15 protein-coding genes are annotated in these 21,013 nt (G+C 62.0%); 1 reads left to right on the top strand and 14 read right to left on the bottom strand.

Annotation, left to right across the window (positions count from 1 at the left end; translation table 11 throughout):
• Nucleotides 1-347 precede the first annotated feature (347 nt).
• From DEM26_RS19635 to DEM26_RS19675, 9 genes are all read right to left on the bottom strand, one after another.
• A complete protein-coding gene (locus DEM26_RS19635; protein WP_109173244.1) occupies nt 348-866 on the bottom strand; it encodes a DUF2478 domain-containing protein in 519 nt (172 codons plus the stop codon).
• 16 nt (nt 867-882) lie between these two features.
• Nucleotides 883-1,521 (bottom strand): carbonic anhydrase, encoded by a 639-nt coding sequence (locus DEM26_RS19640; protein ID WP_075777296.1) that lies wholly within the window; start codon nt 1,519-1,521, stop codon nt 883-885.
• 10 nt (nt 1,522-1,531) lie between these two features.
• The gene (locus DEM26_RS19645) at nt 1,532-2,326 is read right to left on the bottom strand and encodes a peptidylprolyl isomerase (protein WP_109173245.1); all 795 of its coding nucleotides are present in this window, start codon (nt 2,324-2,326) and stop codon (nt 1,532-1,534) included.
• 5 nt (nt 2,327-2,331) lie between these two features.
• Nucleotides 2,332-3,099 (bottom strand): respiratory nitrate reductase subunit gamma, encoded by a 768-nt coding sequence (gene narI / locus DEM26_RS19650; RefSeq protein ID WP_109173246.1) that lies wholly within the window; start codon nt 3,097-3,099, stop codon nt 2,332-2,334.
• Between the two features lie 11 nt (nt 3,100-3,110).
• Complete coding sequence (narJ, locus tag DEM26_RS19655) at nt 3,111-3,830, bottom strand: nitrate reductase molybdenum cofactor assembly chaperone (RefSeq protein WP_088726048.1); 720 nt, start codon at nt 3,828-3,830, stop codon at nt 3,111-3,113.
• On the bottom strand, nt 3,830-5,353 hold the full coding sequence (narH, locus tag DEM26_RS19660) for a nitrate reductase subunit beta (RefSeq protein WP_075777300.1): 1,524 nt from the start codon (nt 5,351-5,353) through the stop codon (nt 3,830-3,832). The genes narJ and narH overlap by 1 nt, the downstream gene beginning before the upstream one ends.
• On the bottom strand, nt 5,350-9,078 hold the full coding sequence (locus DEM26_RS19665; protein WP_109173247.1) for a nitrate reductase subunit alpha: 3,729 nt from the start codon (nt 9,076-9,078) through the stop codon (nt 5,350-5,352). The genes narH and DEM26_RS19665 overlap by 4 nt, the downstream gene beginning before the upstream one ends.
• 68 nt (nt 9,079-9,146) lie before the next feature.
• Entirely contained in the window at nt 9,147-10,541 is a 1,395-nt protein-coding gene (locus DEM26_RS19670; protein WP_075777302.1) for a NarK family nitrate/nitrite MFS transporter, read from the bottom strand.
• A 68-nt stretch (nt 10,542-10,609) separates the two neighbouring features.
• The gene (locus tag DEM26_RS19675) at nt 10,610-11,932 is read right to left on the bottom strand and encodes an MFS transporter (RefSeq protein WP_075777303.1); all 1,323 of its coding nucleotides are present in this window, start codon (nt 11,930-11,932) and stop codon (nt 10,610-10,612) included.
• A gap of 241 nt (nt 11,933-12,173) precedes the next feature.
• On the opposite strand from DEM26_RS19675, the gene DEM26_RS19680 reads away from it, so the two are divergent.
• The gene (locus DEM26_RS19680; protein WP_109173248.1) at nt 12,174-12,884 is read left to right on the top strand and encodes a helix-turn-helix domain-containing protein; all 711 of its coding nucleotides are present in this window, start codon (nt 12,174-12,176) and stop codon (nt 12,882-12,884) included.
• 379 nt (nt 12,885-13,263) lie between these two features.
• Here the strand turns inward: DEM26_RS19680 and DEM26_RS19685 are convergent, their stop codons facing one another.
• From DEM26_RS19685 to DEM26_RS19705, 5 genes are all read right to left on the bottom strand, one after another.
• The gene (locus tag DEM26_RS19685; RefSeq protein ID WP_109173249.1) at nt 13,264-15,474 is read right to left on the bottom strand and encodes an AAA family ATPase; all 2,211 of its coding nucleotides are present in this window, start codon (nt 15,472-15,474) and stop codon (nt 13,264-13,266) included.
• A 78-nt stretch (nt 15,475-15,552) separates the two neighbouring features.
• Nucleotides 15,553-16,563 (bottom strand): hypothetical protein, encoded by a 1,011-nt coding sequence (locus tag DEM26_RS19690; protein ID WP_141104873.1) that lies wholly within the window; start codon nt 16,561-16,563, stop codon nt 15,553-15,555.
• Nucleotides 16,564-17,350: 787 nt separating this feature from the next.
• Nucleotides 17,351-18,835 (bottom strand): Mob protein, encoded by a 1,485-nt coding sequence (locus DEM26_RS19695; RefSeq protein WP_109173250.1) that lies wholly within the window; start codon nt 18,833-18,835, stop codon nt 17,351-17,353.
• Nucleotides 18,836-19,256: 421 nt separating this feature from the next.
• On the bottom strand, nt 19,257-19,634 hold the full coding sequence (locus DEM26_RS19700) for an antitoxin Xre-like helix-turn-helix domain-containing protein (protein ID WP_109173251.1): 378 nt from the start codon (nt 19,632-19,634) through the stop codon (nt 19,257-19,259).
• 146 nt (nt 19,635-19,780) lie between these two features.
• Nucleotides 19,781-20,677 (bottom strand): helix-turn-helix transcriptional regulator, encoded by an 897-nt coding sequence (locus DEM26_RS19705; RefSeq protein WP_109173252.1) that lies wholly within the window; start codon nt 20,675-20,677, stop codon nt 19,781-19,783.
• Nucleotides 20,678-21,013: the final 336 nt, after the last annotated feature.

Below are 21,013 nucleotides of genomic sequence, written 5' to 3' on the forward strand. Positions count from 1 at the left end.
GTGCCTGACGGAAATGGCCACGCGCTTCGCGCCATTCGCAAGGCTTACGGGAAAGCGCATCAGCATTGCAACGGAAGGTCGACCGTTAACACGGATGATTGCTTCGGTTTTCGATCAGCATGTGCCGGAGGGTGTGCGCTATTCGCGCGCGTCGTAAAATGCCTGAGAGTCCTGGACGCCCTTGCGGGCAGGCTAAGACGCCCTCGCATCCCGAAGGCGGGTTAACCTTCTCCGCCGATCGGCCGAGCCGGATTTCAAGCGATCTCCCGATGTGGCCGTCGGGGTCTGCGACGTAGCCTCAAATGCCACCTTGGTAGCCGCCGGGATGAGGGGTTCTCGAAGTTCCCTCAAGTTCCGACAAGACCGCGCGCGTCGTCAAACCAGTTGCTTATCGCATCAATTGAGAACGGAAGACGGCACCCGTATCCGCCCGTAAACGCGTCATAGGCGGGCCCGTTCAGACCGTTGATGCCGACGAGGACGGGAATGCCCCGCGAGATCGCCTCCGCGATAACCGGCCGAAACCCGCGTCCTTGGGCTTCCATTTTGCCGAACTTGTTCACCACGAGCAGATCGGCCCCGTCGGCGAGACTGCGCGACACCGCCGCGACGGAGGTCTCGAGCGCGCGGGGATCAAGACGGCATCCGCGAGATCCCGCGCCGAGGGCCTGAGAAATCGACAGAACGGGTCCATTGGGCAGGACCTGGATGTCCATGTCGCAAGCGTGGCTTTGGGGTCGATCGATATTGACCTGCACAACGCCATACACGCGAAGTCCTCGCGAAATCGTCTGTCGCGCAAATCGCGCCATCATGAAGTCCGCGTCGCCCCGACCGGGGCTTTCGATAGCGGCAATGGGAAACATCTTTTGTCCTTTCCGTTCAATCCGCTGCAGCACTAAGGTGCGGAACATCCTCACCGAAAACACTGGCGCGGGTGATCGTGCAGTCAAGATCGGCAAGCACGCCGTCCTTGAGGCCATAGATTAGTCCGTGAACCTTGACTGGCTCGCCGGCGGCCCAAGCGCGCTGAAGTATTGGTGTCTCAGCAATACGCCGCACCCCCTCGATCACATTGAGCTCCGCCAGCCTGTCGCGTCGGGCTTCGATCTCGGCCAGTTGGCCAAGATCGATCGCGTAAGCGCGCGCCAGGCGACGAATGGGCTCGAGCCAGTGATCTGTCAGACCGCCCAGCATATCCTCGGTCGCCGCCTTGACCCCACCGCAGCCGTAATGGCCGCAGACGATTATCTCGCGGATACCGAGACTTTCGACGGCGAATTCGAGTGCGCTCAGCAGGTTCATGTCCGAGGAATGCACGACGTTGGCGACATTACGGTGGACGAAGACCTCGCCGGGATCGAGCCCGGCCACGACATTCGCAGGCACACGGCTGTCGGCGCAGCCGACCCAGAAAAACTCCGGGTTCTGGCGCGTCGCGAGACGCGAGAAGTAACTCGGCTCTTCGGCCTTGCGGCGTTCCGACCAGGTGCGGTTGCGCTTGAAGAGGTCACTCAGCATCGCGTTCGCCTTATGCCGCCAGCTCGACGCCGGAGACCTCCGCCCGGGCGGCCAACTCGCCAACGAAGCCGCGCACGGCGCGGGTCCATGCCGCCTTCTCCATCGCTTCGGCAATGCGCGGACGCACGGTCTCGTAGGGCAGCGGTGCACCTTCGGCCGCTGCATCGAGCCGGATTACGTGCCAGCCGAAGCGGCTCAGCACCGGCTCGGCGGTGATCTCCTCTTCGCGAAGTGCACGCAGGGCCTGCTCGAATTCAGGGACTGTATCGCCGGGCCCGAGCTGGCCGAGGAACCCGCCCTCGCCCCGAGATGAACAATCGCTGTTCTCCTTGGCCAAGCGCGCGAAGCTTTTCGGGTTTGCCACCGCCTCTTTCGCCAGAGCGCGCGCGCGGGCGGCTGTCGCCTCGCGCTGAGCCGCGTCGCGCGGGTCGCAAGCGATCAGGATATGGGCGGCTTCCCAGAGCGGCGGCGTGCGGAAACGGGTCGGGTCCCGCTCCCACTCGGCGCGGATCGCCTCCTCGGAGGGAACGGGAACCTCCACGGCATCTTCGAGAAGAGCACGAATGAGTGCCTCGTCCTCGGTCTCGGTTTGTCCCGGGGCGACTTCCTGCGGATCGGCGACAAGCGCACGCCGCGCCGCTTCCTGCAAGAGCAACGCCCGGATCGCGAGCGCATTTGCGGCCCGACGCCAGGCGATGCCGGGCTTCTTGCTCGGGCCGCGATGGTGTTGGGCTTCCGCAGCGATTGCCGCGGAAGGGATCGTCTGGCCGTTCACGACGACGTCGGGAAAGAGCGGTTTGGTCATGTTATTCACTCCGCAGCCGAGGGTTGCTTCGCCGCGACGATGCGCGGTTTCTTGACGACGGTGGCGTCGCGTTCTGGCAGAGCGGATGCGCGACGGGACCGCACGATCTGGTAACCGGGGCGCAGCAGCAGGTAACGCAGCGGCGCGAAGATACCCGAGGCGATGTGAACGAGCCGCGTGAACGGGACCAGCAGGAAGATGGTCAGTCCCAGAACGATGTGCAGCTTGAACACGAGCGCCGCGCCCGCGACATAGTTGGCAGCGCCCGGCTGGAAGGTCCAGATCATCTGCGCCCAGGTCATGAACTTGACCATCTCGTGACCGTCGGCATGCTGCCAGCTGACCGGCACTGTTCCGAGCCCGAGCAGCAACTGCACCAAAAGCAGTGCAAGAATGCCGATATCGGCAAAGCTTGACGTCAAGCGGATGCGCGGATCGGTCCAGCGACGATACATCAGCATCCCGCCGCCGATGAGCGCCATCACCCCGGCGATGCCGCCAGCGACCATGGCGAGGATCTGCTTGGCACCATGGCTGACATGCAGCATGTCGAAGACCCAGATCGGGGTCAGAAGCCCTACGAGGTGCCCCGCGAAGATCACCAGAACGCCGACGTGGAACAGGATCGATGCGATAACGAAGTGCCGCCGCCGCAGCATCTGGCTCGACGAGGTTTTCCACGTGAAGGGGTCACGTTCGTAACGGGCGATGGAGCCCAGGAACATCACGGACAGTGCGATATAGGGATAAATCCCGAAGAAAAACGTATTCATCTGTGCCTCCGTCATTCCGCCGCGGTCTTGGCGCGGTGCTGTGTGGGCGAGTCCATTTGCGCGAGCATGTCCCGCACTTGCGGGCAGCCGGCATTCGGGTCTGGACCGAAGGTCACCTCGGTTTCTTCCCAGATCTTGTCGATCTCCTCGAGATCGGTGGGGGACGGATCGGGCCGCGCGAGGATCTCGGCCACCGCGTCTTTGTCGGCCGTTGCACCGGACATCTGCACGAGGGCCTCGAACACCGCGGCATAGGCGCTTTCGCGTTTGGCCAGCCGTTCGCCGATCGCGGCGAGGATATGCGCTGCGTCGGCCAGCATATCGCTCGCCTCCTGCGCCGGTCGGGTCGACAGAAACTCCAGAAGAACCGGCAGGTGGTCGGGCAATTCGGTCGTCGCCGGTTCGAAACCGGCGGCGCGGTAGGTCTCGAGCAGATCGACCATGGCGCCTCCCCGGTCGCGACTCTCTCCGTGGACATGCTCGAAGAGGTTGAGCGAGAGGCTGCGCGAGCGGTCGAAGAGCATCACATAGGTCTCTTCGAGCGCGTAGATATCGCGTTCGCCGATTTCCTCGACGAGCGGCCGCAACGCGCGCCGCGCCGCAGCGGTCAACCGGGTTTCGGAGGCGAGAACGCCCCCGATTTCCGGCGCCGCGCGCTGCAGCTCGATCGTCGGATAGCTCAACAGGACCGAGAAGGCCTTGAGCGTGCGGTCATTGGGTTGATGCGCCATCACTGCACCTCCTGCGGCATCTTGAGCGGACGTTTCGACCCACCGAAGAGCGAACCCTTCGAGATGCCGGTCGAGCAGCCGTTGCAATCAGTGAACCCGGTGCCCGCGCGCAGGTCGTAGGCATCCTCGACCTGTTCGCGATGCGTGGTCGGGATCACGAAGCGATCCTCGTAGTCGGCAAGGGCCATGATCTTGTACATATCCTCGATCACCCGCCCCGAGAGGCCGACACGCGCCGCGATGCCTTCGTCGCGAACGCCGTCGACGGTCTTGGCACGCATGTAGGCCCGCATCGCCAGCATCCGCTCGAGCGCGGTCGCGATGGGCGCCTCGTCCCCAGCAGTCAGCATGTTGGCGAGATAGCGCAGCGGAATACGCAGGCTCTTCACGTCCGGCATCGCGCCATCCATGCCGATCGAGCCAGCCTCGGCGGCGTTCTGGATCGGCGAGAGCGGCGGAATATACCAGACCATCGGCAGCGTCCGGTATTCGGGATGCAGCGGGAAGGCGACCTTCCACTCCATCGCCATCTTCCAGATCGGGCTTTGCTGCGCCGACTTGATCCAGTCCTCGGGAATGCCATCGGCACGCGCGGCCTCGATCACCGCCGGATCGTTGGGGTCGAGGAAAACGTCCAGTTGCGCGTCATAGAGCTGCTGCTCGGACGGCGCGTTCGCCGCCTTCTCGATCTTGTCGGCATCATAGAGCATGACGCCCAGATACCGGATGCGGCCCACGCAGGTCTCCGAGCACACGGTAGGGTTGCCGCTTTCGATCCGCGGATAGCACAGGGTGCATTTCTCGGATTTCCCAGTCGACCAGTTGTAATAGACCTTCTTGTAGGGACAGCCCGAAACACACATCCGCCAGCCGCGGCACTTTTCCTGATCGATCAGGACGATGCCGTCTTCCTCGCGCTTGTAGATCGCGCCCGAGGGGCAGGACGCCGCGCAGGCCGGGTTGAGGCAATGCTCACACAGGCGCGGCAGGTACATCATGAAGGTGTTTTCGTATTCCCCGTAGATTTCCTTCTGGACGCCCTCGAAGTTGTAGTCCTTCGAGCGTTTCGAGAATTCACCGCCGAGGATTTCCTCCCAGTTCGGGCCCTTTTCGATCTTCTCGATCCGCTCTCCGGTGATCTTCGAGCGCGGGCGTGCGGTCGGAAACGCCTTCATCTCGGGCGCGTTGGCGAGGTGCTCGTAGTCGAAATCGAACGGCTCGTAATAGTCGTCGATCTCGGGCAGGTCGGGATTGGCGAAGATATTCGCCACGATCCGCCACTTCGACCCCTGCCGCGGCATCAGCTTGCCCGATGAGGTGCGTTTCCAGCCGCCGTTCCAGCGCTTCTGGTTCTCCCAGTCGGTCGGGTAGCCCGTGCCGGGCTTCGTTTCCACATTGTTGAACCAAGCGTATTCAACGCCATCGCGGCTGGTCCAGACGTTCTTGCAGGTCACGGAGCAGGTGTGACACCCGATGCATTTGTCGAGGTTCAGCACCATGCCGATTTGTGCGCGGACTCTCATTCTGCTGCCTCCTGGGTAGCGGGCTCATCGAGCCAGTCGATCTTCTTCATCTTGCGGACCACGACGAATTCGTCGCGGTTCGCACCCACGGTGCCGTAGTAGTTGAACCCGTAGGAAAGCTGGGCGTAGCCACCGATCATGTGCGTGGGCTTGAGCGTCGCGCGGGTCACCGAGTTATGGATGCCTCCGCGCAGGCCGGTCTTCTGCGAGCCGGGCGTGTTCACGATCTTCTCCTGGGCGTGATACATGAAGATCGTGCCCTCCTTCATCCGCTGCGAGACGACCGCGCGGGCGGTCAGGGCGCCGTTCACGTTGTAGGCCTCGATCCAGTCGTTATCCTCGATCCCGGCTTTCTTGGCGTCGGTCTCCGAGATCCAGACCACTGGCCCGCCGCGGTTCAGCGTGAGCATCAGCAGGTTGTCCGAATAAGTGGAGTGGATGCCCCACTTTTGGTGCGGCGTGATGAAGTTGAGCACGACATGCTTCTCGTCGCCCGCGACCACCTCCTGCGTCACCGTCTTGAGGTCGACCGGCGGGCGATAGGACACGAAGCCCTCTCCGAAGGCACGCATCCACAGGTGATCCTGATAGAGCTGCTGGCGGCCCGTCAGGGTGCGCCACGGGATCAGTTCGTGGACGTTGGTGTAGCCCGCATTGTAACAGACCTCCTCGCTCTCGATGCCCGACCAGGTCGGCGACGAGATGATCTTGCGCGGCTGCGCGGCGATGTCGCGGAAGCGGATCTTGGTGTGCGCCTGCCCCTCGGCGAGATGCTTGTGCGCGCGGCCCGTGGGCTTCTCGAGCGCTTCCCACGCCTTCACCGCCACCTCGCCGTTGGTTTCGGGGGCGAGCATCAGGATCACCTCGGCCGCATCGATATCCGTCACGATCTTCGCGCAACCCTTGGCGGGACCGTCTTCCCAGACACCGTTGAGCTTGCGCAGCGCCTCCACCTCGTGCTCAGTCTTCCAGCCGATGCCCTTGCCGCCGTTGCCGAGCTTGTCGAGCAGCGGCCCCACCGCAACGAACCGATCATAGAGCGTGGTGTAGTCGCGCTCGACTGTGACGTAGTTCGGCGCAGTCTTCCCCGGGATCAGGTCGCACTCGCCCTTCTTCCAGTCTCGCACCTCCGGCTGGGCAAGTTCGCCCGCCGTGTCGTGCAGGATCGGAGCCTGAACGATGTCGGTCTCGACACCCAGAACCTCCGGCGCCACCTCCTGGAATTTCTTCGCGATCGCCTTGAAGATCTCCCAGTCGGACTTGCTCTCGTAGGCCGGGTCCACGGCCGCCTGCAGCGGGTGGATGAATGGGTGCATATCGGAGGTGTTGAGGTCGTTCTTCTCGTACCAGCTCGCCGTCGGCAGCACGACATCCGAGTAGACGGCCGTCGTCGACATCCGGAAGTCGATGCAGACCAGCAGGTCCAGCTTGCCTTCGGGTGCTTCGTCACGCCAGACGGCCTCGGTGGGCTTCGAGCCGCCCTCTTCGCCGAGATCCTTGCCGATCACGCCATTATCGGTGCCCAGCAAGTGCTTGATGAAGTATTCATGCCCCTTGCCGCTGCTCCCGAGAAGGTTCGACCGCCACACGAACAGGTTGCGCATCCAGTTCTCGGGCGCGTCCGGGTCCTCGCAAGACATCTGCAAGTCGCCCGACTTGAGCTTCTCGGCTACGTAGTCCTTCGGATCCATCCCGGCGGCTTTCGCGGCTTTCGTGACCTCGAGCGGGTTGGTCTTGAGCTGCGGTGCCGAAGGCAGCCAGCCCATCCGTTCCGCGCGAATGTTGTAGTCGATCAGCGACACGTCCCAGTCGCCCTTGGGCGCCGTCGGCGAGAGAATTTCGCGCACACCCAGTGTCTCGTAGCGCCACTGGTCGGTATGGGCGTAGAAGGCCGACGTGCCGTTCATCTGCCGCGGCGGGCGCGACCAATCGAGGCCGAAGGCCAGCGGCAGCCAGCCGGTCTGCGGACGCAGCTTCTCCTGCCCCACGTAGTGGCTCCAGCCACCACCTTCCTGACCGACACAGCCGCACATCACCAGCAGGTTGATGATGCCGCGGTAGTTCATGTCCATGTGGTACCAGTGGTTCAGACCGGCCCCGAGGATCACCATGGACTTGCCATGCGTCTTCTCGGCATTGGTCGCGAACTCGCGGGCCACGGCGATGATCTTGTCGGCCGACACGCCGGTGATCTTCTCCGCCCAGGCGGGGGTGTAAGGCAGGTCATCGGCGAAATCGTGGCTCACCCAGTCGCCGCCCAGCCCCCGGTCGAGACCGTAATTGGCACAGAGCAGGTCGAACACGGTGGCGACCATGGCCTCGCGGCCATTGGCGAGCGTGACCTTCTTCACCGGCACGTTGCGAGTGAGCACCTCGGGATGCTGGCACTTGACGAAATTCTCGGTGGCCGCGCCGCCGAAATAAGGGAAATCGACCCCGACCACCTCATCGTGGTCCTCTTCCATCACCTGGCTCAGGCGCAGACGCGTTTCGCACGCACCGGCGCGGTCCTCGAGGTTCCATTTGCCCTCTTCGCCCCAGCGGAAACCGATCGATCCGTTGGGCACGACCAGATTGCCGGAGGTTTCGTCATGGGCGACAGTTTTCCAGTCGGGATTATTCGCCTCGCCCAACGCGCCGTCGAGATCGGACGCACGCAGCAGCTTGCCGGGGACGTGGCGGCCGTCCTGCTCGTCGAGCACCACCAGCATCGGCATGTCCGAATAGCGCCGCGCGTAATCCTCGAAATACTCGGCCTGCCGGTCGAGGTGATATTCGCGCAGGATCACGTGCCCCATCGCCATGGCGAGCGCACTGTCCGTGCCCTGCCTCGGGTTGAGCCAGATGTCACCAAACTTGGAGGCTTCCGAGTAGTCGGGGCAGATCACGGCGGATTTGGTGCCGCGATAGCGGGCCTCGGTGTAGAAATGCGCGTCCGGCGTGCGGGTCTGCGGCACGTTAGAGCCCCAGATCAGCAGGAAGCCCGCGTTGTACCAGTCGGCCGACTCCGGCACGTCGGTCTGCTCGCCCCAGGTCTGCGGCGAGGCAGGCGGAAGGTCGCAGTACCAGTCGTAGAAGGACAGGCAGGTGCCCCCCAGCAGCGAGAGGTAGCGCGCGCCGGCGGCGTAACTGACCATCGACATAGCGGGGATCGGCGAGAAGCCGAAGACGCGGTCGGGGCCATAGGTCTTCGCGGTATAGGCATTGGCGGTCGCCGCGATCTCGGTGGCCTCGTCCCAGCTTGCGCGGACGAAACCGCCCTTGCCGCGCGCCTTGGTGTATTCGGCGCGCAGCACGGGGTCGCTCTGGATCGAACTCCAGGCTTCGATCGGCGACTTCGTCTTGCGCATCTCGCGCCACATTTTCAGCAGCTTGCCGCGCACCATCGGGTGCTTCATCCGCGCGGCGGAATAGAGATACCAGCTATAGGAGGCGCCGCGGGCACAGCCGCGCGGTTCGTGGTTGGGCAATCCGGGACGCGTGCGCGGGTAATCGGTCTGCTGGGTCTCCCATGTCACGATCCCCGACTTCACGTAGATCTTCCAGCTGCAAGACCCGGTGCAGTTCACACCGTGGGTCGAGCGGACGATCTTGTCGTGACGCCAGCGGGACCGATAGGTCTCTTCCCATTTACGGTCTTCGCGGGTCACCTGCCCGTGGCCGTCGGAGAACTGCTCCAACTCCTTGGATTGCAGGAAATTAAGTCTGTCGAGCAAGTGGCTCATGTCGCGTCTCCTTGCGGAAATGGGTTTGAAGCGCGCGCCGCGGGACGACACGGCGCGCGCCGGTCGTGTCAGCAGGGAACGGAGGCGCCCTTGCGGCTGTAGAAGAACCAGGTCACCACCACGCAGATTGCGTAGAAGATCATGAAGCCCCACAGAGCTGCGTTGGGAGCGCCGGTCAGGCTGATCGACGTGCCGTAGAATTTCGGGATGAAGAAGGCGCCGTAGGCCGCGATCGCCGAGGTGAAGGCGATGATCGCCGAGCTCTCCAGCTCCGATTGCTTGAGCGTGGCGGCCGCGTCGAGATGCGGGTTCAGACGCGGCACTTCCTGACGCATGATCGAGGGGATCATCTGGAAGGTCGAGGCATTGCCCACGCCGGTCAGGAAGAACAGCGCCATGAAGCAGGCGAAGAAGCCCCAGAAGCTACCGGCGTCACCGGCCGAGGGCAGGAACTGCAGCACGCCCCAGACGGCGACGATCATGCCGACGAAGGTCCAGAAGGTCACCCGACCGCCACCGAACTTGTCGGAAATCCAACCCGTGCCGGCCCGGCTCAGCGCACCCACGAGCGGCCCGAGGAAGGCGAATTGCAGCACGTCCACTTCGGGAAACTGCGTCTTCATGAGCAGCGGGAAGCCCGCGGAATAGCCGATGAAACTTCCGAACGTGCCAGTATAGAGGACGCACATCACCCAGTTGTGGAAGCGCGAGAAGATCACCGATTGCTGTTTGAACGAAGCGCTGGCCGATGCGATGTCATTCATTCCGAACCATGCCGCGATCGCCGAAAGAACGATGAAGGGCACCCATACGAAGCCGGCGTTCTGCAGGAAGAGCTCACCCCCTGCCGACAATTGCTGCGGCGCGCCGCCGAGGGAGCCGAAGACGCCCGTGGTGATCACGATCGGCACGACGAACTGCATCACCGAGACACCCGCATTGCCGAGGCCCGCATTGAGAGCCAGCGCGTTCCCCTTGGTCTTCTTGGGGTAGAAATATGCGATATTGGCCATCGAGGAGGCGAAGTTTCCGCCACCGAAACCGCAGAGCAGCGCGAGCAGCAGGAAGACGACATAGGGAGTCTCGGGATTCTGCACCGCGAACCCGATACCGAGCGCGGGCAGCAGCAGCGTCGCGGTCGAGAACGCCGTCCATTTGCGTCCGCCGAAGATCGGGATCATGAAACTGTAGAAAATGCGCAGGGTCGCGCCCGACAGCCCGGGCAGTGCCGCCAGCCAGAACAGCTGTCCGGTCGAGTAGTCGAAGCCGATCGCGGGAAGCTTGGCGACGACGACGGACCACACCATCCAGACCGAGAAGGCGAGGAGAAGGGCAGGAATCGAGATCCACAGGTTGCGGGTGGCGATTGCGTGCCCGCGGGTTTTCCAGAACTCCGGATCCTCGGGACGCCAGTCGGTCAGCACGTGTCCGCTCTGACCGGAAGTTGCTATTGTCGTGGCCATTGGAGTGGCTCCTTGAGAAATGTGCGAGGGGAGAGACGGGCTACCCGATGGACAGCCCGTCACGAGCATCAGGGCATCGACTTCGCGAACGGCTCGTCGGGCACGTCGGAGAGATACTTCTCTCCTTTGAGGCCGGGGTGCCGGGCGTGTTCCATGCGGCGAATGGCGACGTGCATCCAGATCACCGAGACGAGGACCAGCACGAAGAGAAGCATGAAGGGCGCCGTCCAGACACCTGTCCGATCGAGGAGGAAGCCGAAGCTGATGGGCAGGAAGAAACCGCCCAGTCCCCCGATCATGCCGACGAGACCGCCGACGGCTCCCACATGATGCGGATAGTAAACCGGGATGTGCTTGTAGACCGCCGCTTTCCCGAGGCTCATCACGAAGCCGAGGATCACGGTCATGACCATGAACATCGTCGCGTTGAGACCGAAGGTGAACGAGATCGGGCTGTGGATGCCCACGACCGTGTAGCTGGTCTCGGGGTAGCTCATCACGAACAGCAGCACGAGCGAGACGAGGAAGGTCAGATACATCACGAAGCGTGCGCCCCATTTATCCGACATCCAACCGCCGAGGGCGCGGAACACGGACCCGGGCAGGGAGTAGAAGCCAGCGAAGACGCCGGCCGTCGTGAGCGGCAGCCCGTAAGCGCCGACGTAATAGCGCGGCAGGAACGAGGCGAGCGCGACAAAGCCGCCGAATACGAAGAAATAGTAGATTGCGAAGCGCCAGACCTGGATATTCTTGAGGGGCGCGAGTTGGTCGCCTGCCGACACCGGCTTGGCCCCGGTCTTCTTGCGTTCCTGCTGCACTGGGTCGGTCTTCGAGGTCAGGTAGAAAACCACCGCCGTCGCGGCGAGAACCAGAGCGTAGACTTTCGCGGTACCCTCCCAACCGAGCGCGACGACGAGGAACGGCGCGGCGAAGTTCGTCACCGCGGCCCCGACGTTTCCCGCACCGAAGATGCCCAAGGCAGTGCCCTGACGCTCTTTCTCGAACCAGCGAGACGTGTAGGCGACGCCCACGATGAAGGACCCGCCAGCGAGGCCGAGCCCGAGCGCCGCGATAAGGAATACCTCGTAGCTGTGAACCGTGGCCAGCAGCCAGACGGCGACAGCGGTGATGAGCATCTGCAGCGGAAACATGATCCGGCCGCCGAACTGCTCGGTCCAGACGCCAAGGAAGATACGGCTGATTGACCCGGTCAGAACCGGCGTCGCGACCAGCAGCCCGAATTGGGTATCGGACAACCCGAGCTCTTGTTTGATCTTCACGCCGATGATCGAGAAGATCGTCCAGACCGCGAAGCAGACGGTGAAGGCGAATGTGCTGAGCCCCAGTGCCCGATATTGGTCCGAGCGCGTGACTCCTTCGAGTGTATGCATTGTCTCTCTCCGAAGTTTGGCCGACGTGAACCGCCGGTCCGGTTGCGGACAGATCAACAGGGAGGGAGACTGGAACTGGTTGATCGAAATCAAACCGTTAAGCATGAAGGGTCAAAATAAATCAGCGGGCGGCAAGCATCATGCCTGCAAAAAACGCATATCAATACGATCGCGGACAGGTGACAATCGACGGCGTGATATTTATCAAGCTAAATATGTCAGGCACGATGAGAGGTGAAACATGGCCATCCGTTTGAGCGACGACGAAGCCAGCGAGATTCGCAACCTCCAACTCTTCTCCGGAATGGATGACGAGAACTTTTCCGCATTGATCCGCGGGGCCTATGTGCAGAATTTCCCTCCGCAGATCGAGCTGTTCACCGAGGGCGAAACGAGCGATTTCCTTCACGTCGTCACCGGCGGATCGGTGGAACTGTTCGCGACATGGAACGGGCGCGAGACGACAATGGCGACCTTGCAGCCTGTCTCGACCTTCATCGTCGCGGCGACCGTCAAAGCGGCGCCCTACCTGATGTCCGCGCGCACGCTCGAGAAATCGCGTGTCATTTTGGTGCCGTCGGAGGACGTGCGCGCGATCTTCGACGCCGACCCGACATTCGCGCGCAATGTGGTCACGGAACTGGCGCACGGATATCGCGGGATCGTGCGGACCACCAAGAACCTCAAACTCCGCACGTCTCTCGAGCGTTTGGCCAACTACCTTCTTCATCGCCACGCAAACGAAGACAAGGCGGATGAATTCGAGCTCGGGATCGAGAAACGGCGCTTGGCATCCTACCTCGGGATGACACCGGAGAACCTGAGCCGCGCAATCCGTCAATTGAGGCCTTACGGCGTCGAAATCGAAGGGAGCGGTGTGACGATCACCGATGCGCAAAGGCTTCGCGCTTTCGCCAAGCCCTCGCGGCTGATCGACGATCCTTGCTCTTGAAGGCTCAGGGAAAACCTTAGTGGCCGTCGCCTCTATCCAATGCAATCTTGCTTCAAATTTTCTACTTTTCCGCCTCCGCGGGCCCTTTCGATCGTCTCAGCGCGACGGGCGAACACATTGTCCGACCGGCGCAAGCGGAGCGCGCCCTGAAACGAACGAGGAACACGGAAACAGCCGGTCCTTTGGGCACGATACGACCTACGAGCCCCTACATCTGCACTTTTCGAGCCGCGGCGCCGCTGGAGATGCGGGCTAATAACGGACATTCGCTGAAGCATTCAGCAACGGCAGCAACGGGCCGAACCGGTCAAAAAATAGGACGGGTCCCACCCGGCCTCGGCCTTGTTAGGCAACCTCTCCCATTCTGGGTGATCGCTGACTATTCAACAACAGGCTGAGCCCGTTTGCGCTCTGATCCGTCTGGCTCGCTTGCTTCAGTAGTGAGCTCGTGAAGGGTTTCGCCGCAAAGCTCGCGTTCGCCGATAAGCGCATTTCCTACCCGCTCCACCGCTAGGGTATTCTCACGAACCAAATCGCATGCGCGCTGCCATGCGGTGTCCAGCCGTTTTCGGACGTGCGAACGAAGCGCGCGCGGGCTCCCAACGGTGAGAACGTCTTCAGGGCTCCACAGTAAGCCGTCGCTTCCCATTCCGTATCTATGCTCGATAGCCATGCAGAGTTCGGTTGCAAGCGCGAGGTCAGATCGATCCCCACCTCCGGATCCGTTCGACACTGTGCCGAGAAGGACGTGCTCTGCGGCTCGGCCGGCAAGGAGTGCTACGACTTGGTCTTCGATGTCAGCAAGCAGCATCGAAACGGGGGCGGGCGCACGCTCGATAAAGCCATGAAGTGGCGAAACTTGGACCCTGCGAACTGAGCCGGGACGAAGAAGATCGGCGACGACAGCGTGCCCAGCTTCGTGCATGGCGATACGCTTCAGGTCTCCTGATGTCTCTTCGCCATGCCCCAGAAACGTCCGCAGCATCGGTGCATCGAGCATTCGGCCACTGTGCCTAGCTTCGGATTTTGCCGCCCGGATCGCAGCGTCGAGCGAGGCAGGCGTGTGTCCGATGGCGACGCGCGAGAGTTCTGCGAAATCCGCGTCGGTTAACGTTCCAGCCAGCGCGTCACGCAGCATGGCTTCCAGGAAGTGACGATCAGGTAGCGGCACTTCGAGCGACACGTCGAAGCGTCCCGGTCGCAAGATCGCTGGATCAATGCGGGTAGGGTAGTTGCAGGCACCGACAAGCAGGACGCCTGGTTCGCGGGAGAGCGCATCGACTTCTTCAAGGAATGCGTTGATGACCTGGTCGCGATAGTTTCTATTGCGCGGATCACGATCTTCGCGACTGCCCACGGCGTCGATCTCGTCGATGAACATGACGCAAGGCGCCGCCGCGCGCGCCTCGGCAAAACTTTTCCGCATAGCGGCCAGCATGTGACCGAGGTGTCCTTCGGCTTGCCATTCCGCGAAACTGGTCTGCACCAAGGCGACGCCGGCGCTTTTGCCCATCGCTTGGGCAATCCAAGTCTTGCCGGTCCCGGGTGCGCCATGAAGGAGAAGCGAGCGTGTAAGTTCCGACCAGTCGACCTCTCCTGCCTTCCAGGCAGCGAGATCTCGCACCATCCGCCACGCTTCCGCGTGAACCGGAGTGCGTTTTGCCATGGCCTCAAGATCAGGTAGGACCCTTCCCGAGAAAGACTTTCCTGCGCGGTTCTCGGTGAAGCCTGCGAACCGCTCAGCGACCGCGTGGGCTGTCGGTGCACGTAGTGCAATCAACCACTGCTCGCGACTGAATTTGGCCATCGCTTCGGGCGAGGGCAGAGTGGCGCGAATTGCCTCTTCGTCGATCGCTTCCATGTCCCCGCGGCTCGCACGCAGCAGAAACATCAAAACATCCGCGTCAGGCGGTCGGAACGTGACCTGTTTGCAGGGCGGACGCAGGTAGGCATTGGGCAAATCGCGGGAGGCGATATGGGCAATGAAGAGCGGGGCACGAAGCGCGAGCCGCTCCGGGAGGAGTGCGGCCCCAACACCGCTTTCCGCGAAGAGAAGCGTTTGGTGCGGCGAGCCGCGAACGACTCTTTCGAGTGCCCAACCCGGTGGCAACATCGCGTCTTCAATGACGGACGTCAGGAATTTGATGTCATCCGTGTGGAGCCCGTGGAGAACGGTGATCGCTCCTTGAGCGAGTTGCTCGCGGAACTCGGTCTCGTTCCCGAATGCGGCCGCAAGTTGCAGGGCGATCAAGAGTTCGTTCGTCGGGATCGCGATGTCGGCCGGGTCTTCGTCAGGTTCGTCGCTGGGTCCCATTTTTTTGTCACCTTCGCCGGTGGCGCCCCTGTTCGGCGCCACGCGGTCGGAGGCTGGTGAGCGACATGATGAGTTTTCTCCAGTAGAGTTCCCCACGGTCTCCCAATCCTCAACGGGCGCGGGCCCATTGGTGTCCTCCGCGAAACTGGACTCCCATTCTCCAGGATTTTCGCATGCGCTGTCTAAGATCAGCGCATGGCGCAACCGAAGCCGGGCGATGACGTGTTCGGCGAAGGGTGCCCAAGGCGGCGCGGGGGTGATTTTGGTTCTTTTCATAAGGCAGCTCCAGGCAGAGAGGAGATGCACCCCGGCAAGAGCCGGGGTGGGAAAGGGAAGAAAGCTAGCGAGAGGTTCTTAGACCTTAACCCCGCCGCTGGCCTGCGCGAGCACGACTGCATCGAGAAGACTCTCAATCTCGGGGCGGGCCCAGGGACGATATACTTCGCCAGTCGTATTCAGGAGATGCCCGAACTCCGTTTGCGGCACGACCGCTTCGGTGAGGTGACGCGTAAGGGTGCCGTGCATTGTCTTCTCTGCGGAGCAGGCAACGCTTCCCGATTTCATTTCGACCTGTCGCAGGATCGTCACCGAAGCATCTTTGGGAATGCCGAGCTGATAGCGGTGGCGGCGCTCGGGGTCATTGCTGTAGCCCAACTTCAACACATGATCCTCGCCGTGTCGGATATCGAGGAGATAAATGACGGAAGATCGCGCAGACCAGGATGCGCCGCAGGCACCACAATCGACATGTCCACTCTGCATGTTGGCGCGTGCAACCCGTTGTTCATGGCCGCATTCGTGCCGATACATGCGGTAATTCGGGTCATTCGCAAGATCCGCGCCGAGCCGCTCCCAACCTCTCTCGATCGCTTCGTCTTCTTCGCGCGCGAGGTGGCAAATCTCGCAGCGCGCTTCCACTTCGCCTCGAGCAGCCCGTCCGACGAGCTCGAACTGTCGGCGCAAGGTGTGGCCACAGCTTGCCTCATAGAAACCGTAACTGGCGTCGGCGATGTCGTAGCCGAGGAAATTAAGACCGGCCAACCTCGCTGCTTCGCGTCGCCGAGCATCCTCACACGCTGTGCAGGCGACACTTGCGGTGCGCAGGGTGAAGAGCTTCTGTGCAACATGCGCTCCGCATTCCTCACATTCGAGGACGACGTGATAGCGATCGCGCACTCGGCGATCGATGCGAAAGCCCTTATCCATCGCGATCTCGATCCACGCGTCATGGATTTCGCCGGATACCTCGTGCCACTCCTCCGCTGGCGCGGACCGCGAACGACGCGGAATATAAAGAGGGGGGTGGTTCCCGGGAGGAATGACAAAGGGCGACTGCGGGGTGGGGGTAGAAACGTTGTGAGTCATGGTTGCCTCTGAAGTAAGCGCATAGAGACACGCGCTGCGTCTAAGAGATGGCGCAGGTCGGTCATTCTGGGCAGTGATGGACGGGAAGGGCGCTCAGGCGCGCGAGACGATGAACGAAGCGTTCTCGTCGAACAGCTCGGTCTTCAGAGGCGGGTGGCGCTCAGGCGCTTTGACGTTACCGTTGAGAGTGGTATTGGCTTGAGTAGTCATTGTCTGGTCTCCACGAAAGAGCAGGGATTGGCGGTCCTCGTCGATGTTGCAACCATTGGCGAGGGCCGGTTTCGGCGTATAGCATTTGTATATACACCGAATTCTGGGACGTAAAGAGGATGTATATACAAAAATGTCGCGAGAGCCGAAGACCAAGCAAGTTAATCTCCGGATCACTCCGACCTTGAAGGATGCGGCGGATCGCGCTGCAATGGATGATCAACGGTCGCTCACATCGTTGATTGAGAAGCTTTTGACGGACTATCTCAAAGAGAACGGCTACTTGCCGAAGTAATGCGAAAGGGCGGTGGCGCGTGCAGCAGAAGCTGTATCGAGCGCAGCTTCGATTACAGGCATTGGCGTCTTCTCTTCTACCGCTTGTTCAGGATCGTTCTGTCCTCTCGACCTCAACGCGCCCGCCTATGCGTGTCGACTGAGGTTTCGGTCACTTTCGGCTGAGACCGGCCGCCAGCACGCTTCAAGCGGTGGTCTGGTGAGCGCGGCAGGTCGTGACCAAAGGTGCGAGGCGGGTGCAGATTTCACCCAAACGCTCCGTGGTAGGCGAGCCGGGTAGGGCTCACAGCTCCGGCCCCCTGTTGATCTCGGGTGGCACCTTTTCCGGGCCGCCGCCCATCGCCGTGACGACGCGTTGCAACAGGCCTGCGAAGCGGATGACCATCTTCTGGACAGTGCTGCGTTCGTCAGGCTCTGTCGCTGCGATCTGTTGCAGAAACTTCGGGGCCCGATGGAGGAACTGATCCGGTTCATTCATCTCCAGAAACCGCCCATCCTCGACCATGTCCAGCATGTCGCGCATCGTCTTGAGACCGGCCTCCGACTCCTGAAGCTTCCGCGTCGCGACCTGCTCGCGAAGCTCTGCGGCGTTCTCCCGCTCGGCAATCTCGTCTTCTTGCGCGTCGACCTTCTGTTTTCGCCGCACGAGCTTTTCGTTCTCCGTTTCGATCCGCTGCAACCTCTCCTTCAAAGTATCGACCTGTTTGCCCAACGCCTTTTCCTCTTTCTCCAACCTTTCCGCTTTTGTCTTGTTCGAAAGATCCAATTCCCGCTGTGCGGCTTCAACCTTCGCAATATGGCGTGCATGCGCCTTGCGCTCCGCATATTGCACCGTAGAGAGCCGCGCGTTCCGGGGGCCGTGGCGCAGCAGGCCACAGGGTTTGCCGACGGCCTCGTAATAGTCGTCCTGAAAGGACGCCATCGCGGCCTCATAGGCCGCCTTTTCAGAGTTCTTCTCAGTTTTGTTTTTGCGCGCCTTGTGCATGTGACGGTCATTCTCGAAGGTCCAAGTCGCGAGAGCCTCGGAGTTTTGCCGCTCGATCTCGGCGCAGCGCTCCTGCCACGCAGCGATCTGCTCCTCATAGAGGCTCATGCGCCGGGCCTGCGTCACACGGTTCTTCGACGGCTTCGGGCGCTTGGGTTTCAACGGTCGCGAAAGAGGCTCCGGACGGGGCAGGGAGGTGAGTGCCTCAGCAGGACCATGGGCGGTGCGCAATGCTGCGGCTGCGACCTTGCCCACATGCAGCTTGTTCGCGCTGAGTTTCGGATCTGTCAAATTGACGGCGAGGACGTGGATATGGACATATTTCTCGTCGAGATGCATCACCGCCGAGGCGGAGAGGTCTTCAGGCATTCTTGCCCGGAAATCCCTCAGCAGGCGATCGGCCCATGTCTCGATCTCGGCGATGATCTCTTCCGAGCCGCCAAGATACTCAGCTGAGGTGATCGGGTGGGAATGGATTTCCGTGTAGAGCGTCGGTGCGTCCGTCTTCAGCCCCCGCTCGTAGCTGCCACCGCCTTTCTTGCGCACGGTTTCCCGGATCTCGGTCCGATGCGCATCATGGAGACGACGCAGCTCAGCCGGGGCGATCAAGCCGAAGCCAGTCAGGATCTGAGGCGGGCGGGGCGTCGCGATGTGCCTGGAATATCGCTGGTCTCGCAGCGCCTCGCCGAAGACCTGATTGAGGTCGTTGTAGTGATCCTTCGTTCTCTGAACCAAGGTCGGCTTGAGGCTGTAAGTCTGAATATGGACGAACTGGTAGGCCACGGCGCACCTCTTCAATTGCGATCATGGCTGCTCATTTATACAGGCCCAGCGAAAATCCGAAACGGAATCCGGTCCTCTTGAAGCGAAGGTGGGGATAACCTAGGATGCTGATAACGTTTGCGAAATTCTATTTCGAAAACGGCCCCGGTGTGGGCTAGATACAGCGACAGACTGTAGGTAGCTAAAGCTACCATCGTCTGCCCCTTACGCCGGGGAGGCGCTCCGTCGGGTCGAAATCCGCTGGCGCGGGATCTCGACCCAACTGCGCGGATGGCACGCCATCCTTGCCAAAGCGTCGCACCAGCGCGCGACGAGATGCAAACGGCCCGCCCCGGGCGCGCGCCGCAGACAAGGCGATGTGCTGGGATGGGATCGGTGTGCTGGACCTATGCGGGGCGGGGTGGTTCGAGAGCGGCGGCGGTCAGAGCCCCATCGCGACGCCCTCGCTCGCGCGCCGGATCTCGAGCAAGGCTGGCAATCCGCCTTCGATCGCGACATCGACCGGCCGCGCGCCTGCGAAGAGCGGCCCGGCATTGGCCCGCGTCATCCAGAGGCGCGCGATCGGATCCTCGAAATAGGTGCCGAGCGCCTTGTAGATCCCGAGAACCGCCGAGAGCCGCAGCACCTGATCTTCGGTGAGGCTAATGGTCTCATCAGGATCGCGCGCCCGGCCCAAGTCAGCCTCGTTCAGCCCGACGAGCGCGGCGGCCTCCGGCGCGGACAGCCCCCATTGCGCGATGATGCGACCATAGGCCTTGAGCCCGACAGCTGCCCTCTGATCTGCGGCGGTCTCAGTCATGGGGGTGACCTCTCTCGGTGGGCGCGGTGTCGCCTGTGGACTGCGGCGCGGTCTGTGGCAGGTTCGTTGAGCCGCAGTCTGGACCGATCTCCGATCTCACGCAATCTTTGCCAAGGCCGCGCCGGTGACAGCGGCGCGTTGATCGCTCAGTCCTGAGCCAACGCATCCAGCCGCGAGATCCGCCAGTCACCCGCGTGGCCACGCTTCAGATAGGCCGCGACCAGCTGGAACCCGCTCTGCGGCCAATCGCGTGGCGTGTCGATCAGCACCAGCTCCGCGATCCCGAAGCCATGGTCCCGAAGATCCCGCAGCCGTGCCTTGGTCGTGATGTTCACGATCGGCACCAGCCAGACGATATGATCGGCCACCATCATCGCGTGCTGCGTAAACGCTCGAATCTTCGACCAGGGCGGGTTGGTGATGATCCAGTCGACCGCTGTCTCCCAGTCGAGGAAGTCACGCCCGTCTTCCACCTCGCACCAGGAGCGGTCGAGATGCTCGGGCAGTTGATCGTAGAATGCCCCCGAACCCCGCGCCGGATCGAGCATATGTCCCGAGATCCGATCGGCGAAATGCGCGATGATCGTGGCGGCGAGGGCAGGGGGCGTCATCACGCGATCCCGCTCCGGTGCGTTCCGCATTGGCACGAGCCCGGGCTTGCTGGCACGCGGTAGCTCTCTGACCGCTGTTCGAAGGCCCAGCACGCCTAAGACCCGTAGCAACGTCTCGATCCGCCCCGTCAGATCGCGTTCTAGCACATGGATGGTCGGCCGCGAGCACCCGACCCGGATAGCCAGCGCGCTCTGGCTCAGACCGGCGGCGCGCCGCCGCTCCGCCAGCGCCGGGCCGACAGCTGCACCGTCCACCCAAGACCAGCGCAGTTCGAGAACCGGCAACACCCGCGCAAGCGAGCCAATCGCGCCGCGGCCGGTCTCTAGATTGCGCAAGGCCGGGGTGCTGATGCCCGCTGCTGAGGCGACAGCTGCCTGAGTGTGGCCGAGTGCGCGGCGGCGGGCGCGTAGAGGGAGGGCAGGGAGTGTCAAACTATGTTTCTGAAATTGTCGTTGGAAATGGAACGTTAGTTTTACATGGATCTAGGACTGTGCGCGAGATTGAAAGTTCGAGTGATGACCAAGGTCACCTGACCACAGACAACTTCGACGATGAAGACCATCATTGGCTGCTCTGTTTGTCCGATGCTCTCACTGATCACCAATGCTCCAGGGAGAATAGTGGAATGACTTAGGTCAGTCCTAATCAATGCTATCGAAAATCGTTATTTTAGTTAACCTGTCCCGGTTATACCGAGAAGGGACGAGGCCCTCGTGCCACTTTCGGGCAACGAAACAAACCGTTGGGGACTGCGCTGATGAAGATTG

The organism is Thioclava sp. NG1, from assembly GCF_003122275.1.
GTDB lineage: Bacteria > Pseudomonadota > Alphaproteobacteria > Rhodobacterales > Rhodobacteraceae > Thioclava > Thioclava nitratireducens.